At 46.1% G+C, this 7,907-nt stretch carries 7 protein-coding genes; 2 read left to right on the plus strand and 5 right to left on the minus strand.

Going from position 1 to position 7,907, the window contains the following annotated elements; genetic code table 11:
* Positions 1-109: 109 nt before the first annotated feature.
* The 3 genes from RLO19_RS21690 to RLO19_RS21700 form a co-directional block, all read right to left on the minus strand.
* Positions 110-889: a toll/interleukin-1 receptor domain-containing protein gene (locus RLO19_RS21690; protein ID WP_446359501.1), complete on the minus strand. Its 780-nt coding sequence runs from the start codon at positions 887-889 to the stop codon at positions 110-112.
* 69 nt (positions 890-958) lie between these two features.
* Positions 959-3,673: a WD40 domain-containing protein gene (locus tag RLO19_RS21695; protein WP_446359502.1), complete on the minus strand. Its 2,715-nt coding sequence runs from the start codon at positions 3,671-3,673 to the stop codon at positions 959-961.
* Positions 3,674-3,727: 54 nt separating this feature from the next.
* Positions 3,728-4,261 carry a DUF928 domain-containing protein gene (locus RLO19_RS21700; protein WP_446359503.1) on the minus strand — a complete coding sequence of 178 codons (534 nt, stop codon included), beginning with the start codon at positions 4,259-4,261 and terminating at the stop codon, positions 3,728-3,730.
* Between the two features lie 261 nt (positions 4,262-4,522).
* On the opposite strand from RLO19_RS21700, the gene RLO19_RS21705 reads away from it, so the two are divergent.
* The gene (locus tag RLO19_RS21705; RefSeq protein ID WP_446359504.1) at positions 4,523-5,146 is read left to right on the plus strand and encodes a hypothetical protein; all 624 of its coding nucleotides are present in this window, start codon (positions 4,523-4,525) and stop codon (positions 5,144-5,146) included.
* Between the two features lie 151 nt (positions 5,147-5,297).
* Here the strand turns inward: RLO19_RS21705 and RLO19_RS21710 are convergent, their stop codons facing one another.
* Both RLO19_RS21710 and RLO19_RS21715 read right to left on the minus strand, forming a co-directional pair.
* Entirely contained in the window at positions 5,298-5,501 is a 204-nt protein-coding gene (locus RLO19_RS21710; RefSeq protein ID WP_446359505.1) for a pentapeptide repeat-containing protein, read from the minus strand.
* 290 nt (positions 5,502-5,791) lie between these two features.
* Entirely contained in the window at positions 5,792-6,913 is a 1,122-nt protein-coding gene (locus tag RLO19_RS21715; protein ID WP_446359506.1) for a site-2 protease family protein, read from the minus strand.
* A gap of 265 nt (positions 6,914-7,178) precedes the next feature.
* On the opposite strand from RLO19_RS21715, the gene RLO19_RS21720 reads away from it, so the two are divergent.
* A complete protein-coding gene (locus RLO19_RS21720) occupies positions 7,179-7,682 on the plus strand; it encodes a 2TM domain-containing protein (protein WP_446359507.1) in 504 nt (167 codons plus the stop codon).
* Positions 7,683-7,907: the final 225 nt, after the last annotated feature.

A 7,907-nucleotide genomic window follows, 5' to 3' on the forward strand; every position in this document is an offset into this window, starting at 1 on the left:
TCCTAATTAATTTAGGTAAAAGCTTGGAGAGCTACCCAAAAAAAGGGGTTCTAGATATTAAGTGATATTCTAGTTGACTTCGGGTAGGACATAATTGTGTAAGACCTAATTAGAGGTGACTCGAAAGGGCGATGATTAGCTCAAGAATCTCCCGCGTTTTAACCGGGAGAGTGTCAATGTGGCTAATAATCTGTCCGGTATAGGCTTGCATTCTCAGTCGTTCTGCTTTTAAATATTGAACGAAAGCGACTCCCCCTAAAATAACCGAAGCGCCTAACGCCACACTAACGCCAGCTAGGAGTCGTCTTTGAGCACGGGTTCTGGCTTTGCGTCCCCCATCAATATACTCTCGCTGAAGTTGGGTGGGTTTTGGTTCGATTTCAGCGTTAGTGGTGAACCATTGTTCGGCGGCTTCTAGTTCGCTTCCCCTGAGTAAAAGGTGGTTATTGCGTTGTTTCTTATCCCACTCGGTCGCTAGTTGTTGCAAGCGGGTATGTTGCTTAATATGGTCTAAATCAGTATCTAGGGTTTTGAGTAGGGACTCAAATGCGCCGTTAAAATCATCGGTTTCGCGAAAGAATACCCAGTTCAGTCTTGCTAACTCTGGATGCACTCCTTTGAGAGAATCGTCCCGTAGCACAATTGGGATGATGCGTTTGCCGCGTTGAACGGCATATTCAAGTTCTTGGGTACAGCATTCAGATTCAATGGCATGGGGACTAATAAAGAAGATACAGGTGTGGGCTGCTGCAATTTCTGTTTCTGTCTGGGTTAGAGGTTTTTCTTCCCAGTTCACCCAAATATCCCGCTTCTCCCGGTTGAGGGCTTCATAGATTCTCTGAATTGAGTTTTGATCTCGACAGGAGTAAGAAATAAAAATGTCAGCCATGTTTTGTCATTTGTCCTTCATTATTTGTCCTTCGTTGCATCATCTGCTGCCGTAAGCTTTATTCTTCACTTATGACTTCTTACAAAGGGAAGTTGAATTGGTTTGCAGATAGTCTTGTACCCAATTACAACCCGCTACGATGAGATTGTTGAGTAATTGTTCATCCAAATTCTCTAAATTCCAGAGAATCATGGTGTCGTTTTTATCGGTCGATGCTAGGATTTTGCCATCCGCACTGAAACTGAGATGGTCTACTCCGGCTTGATGTCCTTTCAAGGTGACGACTTCTGTGCCATCTAGCGTCCAAATTTTCACCGTACCGTCTAAACTGGCTGTGGCTAGGAATTGACCATCGGGTCGAAAGGTGACGCGATAGACGCGATCGCGATGTCCTTTTAGAGTCTGGAGTAATTTACCCTTACTCGTCCACAGTTTCACGGTTTGGTCATCACTGGCGGTGGCAAGGATTTGACCATCGGGGGAGAAGCTGACACTGCCAATGGCGACGTCATGTGCCTGAATCGTCCGTTGTAGAGACGCGCCATGGCGCGTCTCTACATCAAGACGCCAGAGTTTCACGGTGCCATCGGTACTGGCGGAGGCGAGGGTTTGACCATCGGGAGAGAAGCTGACATTTAAGACCATACCCTGATGACCTTCGAGAGTCTGCAACAGTTCACCATTACGCTTCCAGAGTTTCACGGTTTGGTCTTGACTCCCTGAGGCAAGATACTCTCCATCGGGAGAAAATTGTACCGTCCAGACGATCCCCTCATGCCCGTTTAGCGTCTGTAATTCTTTGCCGTCTTTTGTCCAGAGTTTCACGGTTTGGTCGTCACTGGCTGAGGCAATGGTTTCACCGTCGGCAGAAAAACTGACACTTTCCACCCAATCCTGATGTCCAGACAGGGTGTTCAATTTCTTACCTTCTCGACTCCAGAGGCTGACATCAATTCCCGATGCGATCGCGATTAAGTCCCCATTCGGGCTAAAACTGGGACTAAGACCAGATCGGGGGAAGGTTTTGACTAAGGGATTGTCCAGTTTCCAGAGTTTCACGGTTCTATCATCACTCGCTGATGCTAGGGTTTGCCCATCTGGAGAGAAATCTACACCAAATACCTGACTGCTATGTCCGGTGAGGGTATTTAGTAGGGTTCCCTCCCGATCCCACAGTTTGATGGTTTTGTCTTTACTACTCGTGGCAAGGCGTTGACTATCCGGGCTAAATGTCACCTGCCAGATGCCATCCTTGTGACCGGTTAGCGTTTGCAGTTCTTCTCCCTCAATCGTCCAGAGTTTCGCAGTTTTATCCTGACTGGCGGTGGCGATGAGTTGACCATCCCCGGAAAAACTCACACTTGTGACCTCTCCTTGGTGTCCTTTCAGGGTTTGTAATTCTTCACCCTCAATTGTCCAGAGTTTCACTGTCTGATCGGCGCTAGCCGATGCCAACTGTTGACCGTCAGCCGAGAAGCTGACACTGATAACTGGGGCATTATGTCCGCTTAAGGTTTTTAGTAATTCCCCCTCTTTTGTCCACAGTTTTACTGTCCCATCCTGGCTGGCTGAGGCAATCATTTGGCTATCGGGGGAAAAACTGACGTGGTAAATATCATTATCATGGGCATTAATACTATGTAGATTCGCCCCATCTTTTGTCCACAGGTTTACTGTCCCATCCCGGCTAGCGGAGGCAATCATTTCACCATCAGGGCTAAAGCTGACCTCTCGGACGCGATCGCGGTGTCCTTCTAGGGTTTTGATTAAACTCCCATCTCGCTGCCAGAGTTTAATTGTATGGTCACTACTGCCGGAGGCAATAAGTTCACCGTCTGGGCTAAAACTAACGCTACGAACTTTATTCGTATGTCCGTCTAATTGATTTGATTGATTCACCCAATAGATGGATTGAAGTAAAGCCGTGGAAATCGTTGAATGCAGTTGAGGGTTTTGGCTAACCCAATTCGCTTGTTGCAGCGTTTTAGCCGCCTCTAGAGATTCTAAGAGGGCAGGAAATTTTTGCTGGGAAACGAATAAAGCATCGGAGGTGGTACTTTGGACAATAAGCTGTTCTTGCTGGGCTTGGACAAAAAGTCGTTGCGATCGCTGATATTGCCAGAACGCCACGAGTCCTAAAAGAGTAGACACTCCCAGTGCTACACTCACCCCAACAATAGACCGTTTTGCCTGACGGGTTACCCATTGACGACTCACCCCAACGTATTCCCGATGCAAGGGTGTGGGAAATGGTTTTTGTTCAGAACTCCACACCAGCCAGGATTCGGCGGTTGTGAGTTCACTTCCGTGTAATAACAGGCTAGTATTGCGTCCTTTTTTCTCCCATTCCATCGCTTGCACTAACAAGCGTGTATGTTCTTGGGTATCCAGTTTATGGTTATCAATGGCTTGCAGCAGTTCTTGAAACGCCTGCTCAAAATTTGTCCCCTCGCGAAAATCAATCTGGGGGGATTTTGCCATCTCTGGATGTACGGCTTCTGGGTCAACATCCAAATATAAAATCGGCAGAATTCGTTTATGGTGTTTTAGGGAACAGTCTACCTCAACACCGCACTCTTTGGATGCCACGGAATCCGGGCTAATCACAAAGACGATATTATTCGATTCTTCGATTCCTTTATAGATTTCTTGTCGCCAATCAGCGGTTAGGGGAATGCCTTCCCAATCCACCCAAACCTCACGATTTGCGTTTTTAAATGCCTCCCGGAGTTTGAGGACAAATTCCTTATTACGCCGGGAGTAAGAAATAAAGGCTTCTTTCATAAGTTCCACACCCACAAATGTCCAGGTTCTATGAATCGGTGTCGGTGAGCATCGTTATTCTTGGGAGGTGGAAGCCTCTGGGGAGGTGAACTGTAGTGCCCCTTGGATGGCATTATCTTTTGTGCGATCGCTCCCATCACAGATTAATGCCATCTGCCAGTAATAATCTTTTCCAGTTTCTAGAGATAGGGTGTTGGGGAGAGTGATTTCAATCTCACCGCCTTCTTTGGGAATCTCAATCATCGTTTGATGCACTGGATTCCAACTCTGATCAACCAGGAGAAATTCGGCGGAGGTGACTGTGGTTTCTGGCACTTGCCATGAGAGTGTCAGTGGTGAGTTAAGCGCCACTAAATAAACTCCCGGTTCCTTTGTTGACATCAATGGGGTAATTGTTGCTTCACCACATCCAGCACCGCGTAACCCAGCGCCGCGATCGCGCGATGGTGAAAGCTGGGCTGTCAAAACGTTTACATCTTCATTTGACTGGGCTTGTAGCGGGGGTTGCCAGCCGATCCCCATGACCCAGATTGTGGTGAATACCCCGGTTACCAGACTCAAAGACTTAAAAGACTTTAATCTATCCATTGGTAGATGTGTGAAACCTAATTGAGACTTATACACCCATAATAATCGAAAACTCCCAGTTTTATCTGGAAAAATAAATTTAAGCTGATCTTCGTCAAAACTTTAAAAAACCCAAAGTTTTTTAAAGTAAATCTTCATAATTATTCTTTAGTGTCGTCTTCTGATAGGCAATGGAGGCGGTAATACCTAGTAATATATATATTACAGATCTAAGGCGACTCCTTAGGTATTTTTGCGCTGTTCTGAATTGTTGTCATTGGTGTGCCAGTAACCATTAACTATCAATCCCCGCTCAAACCCATCGAGACTAGCTGTAGCTTCTGGTTGCAGTGGCTATTGGTGACACTATTAGGTTTTGTGGCAAGTCTATTTTGGATCGAGATTGGAGAAAGACCCGATATCGGTATAATTGAGGGCATCATTGGTGGGACGATAATCGGAGTAGCCCAATGGCTAGTTTTGAGACGACACCTGTCCTCAGCCTGGTGGTGGATTATTGCCAGTCTCCTCGGTTGGGGAGTCATGGGGTTGAGTTCCTTTGGAGTCATCGGTTGGTTTGCTCCTCGAACAATGGGTATTTTCCCTCGGTTGGTTTATGGAGTCATTGATGGAGCAACCTTGGGGCTGATCCTGGGAATGGGACAATGGTGGGTTCTCAGACAGTACGTTACCAAAGCTTGGGGGTGGATTTTTGCCAATATTCTAAACTGGTCGATCAGTTTAGCGGTGGGTTGGATTGTCGGTGGAATTTTGCGCCGCTTCACTCATCTGTTTGTGAGCGAAGTTCTGGGTTTAGGGGTGACGTGGATGTTAGTTGCAGGATTCACTGGAATGACTTTGATTCGATTGCTGCGAGAAGTCCCAATTCCCAAAAGTCGTGGTTGATAACGGACGCGATGTGATGCTTTCCCAACTCCGTTCCCCCCTTTCAAAGGGGGGCTAGGGGGGATGGAGTTGGGATTAGGGGATGAGGGTAAAGCGCCCCGACAATTTTATTTAAATACACCCTTTTTAAACCCTTTTTTTAGCCTCTCGATTATAGAAAATATTCTCGTTTTTTTAGGGGGGTGGGTGAGAAATGGGCATCATCAAGATAAGCTTTGCTAAGATCAACTTGACTCAGATTAGCGTCACTCAAATTAGCCCCACTCAGATCAGCATCACTCAAATCTGCATTATTGAAGTCAGCATGACTCAGATTAGCCCCACTCAGATCAGCGCCACTTAGGATGGTATCCATAAAATTTGAGTAGAGGGCGACCCGAAAAACTTAGTAGACTACAGTTATTAATTAATGCTCGCGGGTCGCCCCGACATGAGAACTAATGGTGTTTCTTTCACGAAAGATGCCAATGATATTATATAGCTGTCGCTATCAAGGTTAGGATTTTCTTGAGGAGCCCAAATGCCACGTACCCATAACAAACCTTCTGCCTTCTGCTTTGGAGCCTTCTGCCTTTTACAATAAATCCCCCGAACTTTATTCGAGGGATCAGGCTCAAGTATTTAATTTCAGTGATGCCAATATACTTAAGCGGGATTGGTTTGAGTTCGCTTCTCTAGGAGAGAGACAATCGAGGCTTTTTCCAAAAGTCCAACCAAAACGCCGTTTTCGCGCACTACAGGCAATTGAGTAAATTGACCTTTCTCAAGGAGCATAATTACTTCTAACAGAGACTGATCAGATTTGACGATCGCATCCAAATCCACAGGCTGTATCAGTTCGCTGACGGGAGTAATCGTCCAGTTTGAGGTGGACACTTTCTTGAGATCATCAACCGCGATCGCGCCGAGCAACTGTCCTTGTTCATCAGTCACCAAGAACTTGCGCCATTCTTTTTTGCCGATAATGTAGTTGTTGGCAAATTCCCGCAGCGACAGGTCGGTTGATATAATCGGACTCTCTGGAATCACCGCATCTTCCGCTTTCAGGTCTTGGAGTTTTTCTTGCAGGGTGGCTGATTGCGCCGACATACCTGCATTTTGCAGCAGGAATACGCCAATTAAGAATGTCCAGAAACTACCAAAGTTACTCAACCCCAAGACAGAAAGGATACCAATACTGATTCCTAACCATCCGACAACTTGACCAACCCGACTGGCAAAAACCACACCGCGATAGGGATTCCCGGTGATTTTCCAAACCAGAGACTTGAGGATATTGCCACCATCTAAGGGTAAGCCGGGAATCAGGTTGAATAGGGCTAAAATTAGATTAATCGAAGCCAGTAGGCTAAGAATCGCTGCCAAAGAACCAGAGACGCCGGTGCTAACGCCTATACCCGTAAATAGGGCAAAAAGGGCTAAACTAACTAAAGGACCCGCGATCGCGACCCAGAAGGCTTCGGCTGGTGTTTGAGATTCTTTCTCTAAGTTGGCTAGACCCCCAAAGAGAAACAGGGTAATCGATTTCACCTCAATGCCTTGGCGAATGGCGACTAAACTATGTCCCAATTCATGGGCTAAAACCGAGGCAAATAGCAACAGGGCGCCCACAAAACCCAGTACCCAGGGTAAGATCCCTGTTAAACCCGGAAACCCACTCAGATACCCCCCAAAGTCAAAGGTGACCAAAGCTAGAACTAAAAACCAAGAGGGGTTTATATAGAAGGGAATTCCCAATAAATTACCAACACGAATACTACCGTTCATAGAGATTACCTCAAATCTACTGTCAAAGAAAACGTTTTTATACTGTCCTCCTTTACATCTGAATCTATCGTAACGAAATGTAAAACTTCTGTTCTACCATTCTTTTTCGTAAAATCCGATCCTAGGGGTTCGGTTGTGAACATCAGCAGGACTGTACTGTCTGTCTAGATGTCGTTGATAATAATATAAGGAAGCACAACCTCAGCCTGCCACTATCTATAGTTTTAATTTTCAGCCCACTCATCCTCTTAATATAATATAAGTCATGTCTGTTTCTGAACACACCATTATCCAGTCTTATAACCAAGAAGACCTCCAGCAAATCCTGAATCTCGCGATCACCCGTCAAGCCAATGGCGGTGAGTTTTCCCGGACGCAGCTTGTGGAAATTGCCGCTGAATTGGGGATCTCGCCGACTAACCTCCAGCTAGCGGAACAAGAATGGCGGCTCCAGCAAGAACAGCAGCAAAAGCGCCAGGAGTTTGAGCAAGATCAGCGCAGCCAACTCAAGCAGCGGTTGGGCAAATATATTATCGTGAATAGTTTTTTAGTTGCCATCAACCTGCTGAGTGCAGGTCAACTTTCCTGGGCGTTGTATATCCTCTTGTTTTGGGGAACAGGGCTGGGTTTAAAGACGTGGAATATCTATCAACTTCACGGAGAAGCTTATGAGAAAGCGTTTCAGAAGTGGTATCGCCAGCAACAGTTTAATCAGTTAACTCAATCCCTTTTCACCCGGCTGAATAATTGGATTAAGGCAACAGGGTGATGTGGGATATGTCCAGCAATGTATGTGACGTCCTTTGGGGAATGGGAGAGCTATCCGTCGAACAGTGGACAGTAATGGACAACCAATAGCAAAACTGTAGAGATAGCCAGTCTCAGTTCTTTAATGAACTACGCTACCTGGGTCATGACACCTTAAGGTGCTTTCCAGCTTTAAGCTACTGTCGCTCAAATTTAAACATCTGTATTCGACTAAAGAAGTGATTTG

Source organism: Coleofasciculus sp. G2-EDA-02 (assembly GCF_040226375.1).
Lineage (GTDB): Bacteria > Cyanobacteriota > Cyanobacteriia > Cyanobacteriales > Coleofasciculaceae > Coleofasciculus.

What these genes read in the sequence shown, in the direction of transcription:
- RLO19_RS21690 (WP_446359501.1), bottom strand. Translation starts at nt 889, where the DNA reads ATGGCTGACATTTTTATTTCTTACTCCTGTCGAGATCAAAACTCAATT.
- RLO19_RS21695 (WP_446359502.1), bottom strand. Translation starts at nt 3,673, where the DNA reads ATGAAAGAAGCCTTTATTTCTTACTCCCGGCGTAATAAGGAATTTGTC.
- RLO19_RS21700 (WP_446359503.1), bottom strand. Translation starts at nt 4,261, where the DNA reads ATGGATAGATTAAAGTCTTTTAAGTCTTTGAGTCTGGTAACCGGGGTA.
- RLO19_RS21710 (WP_446359505.1), bottom strand. Translation starts at nt 5,501, where the DNA reads ATGGATACCATCCTAAGTGGCGCTGATCTGAGTGGGGCTAATCTGAGT.
- RLO19_RS21715 (WP_446359506.1), bottom strand. Translation starts at nt 6,913, where the DNA reads ATGAACGGTAGTATTCGTGTTGGTAATTTATTGGGAATTCCCTTCTAT.
- RLO19_RS21720 (WP_446359507.1), top strand. Translation starts at nt 7,179, where the DNA reads ATGTCTGTTTCTGAACACACCATTATCCAGTCTTATAACCAAGAAGAC.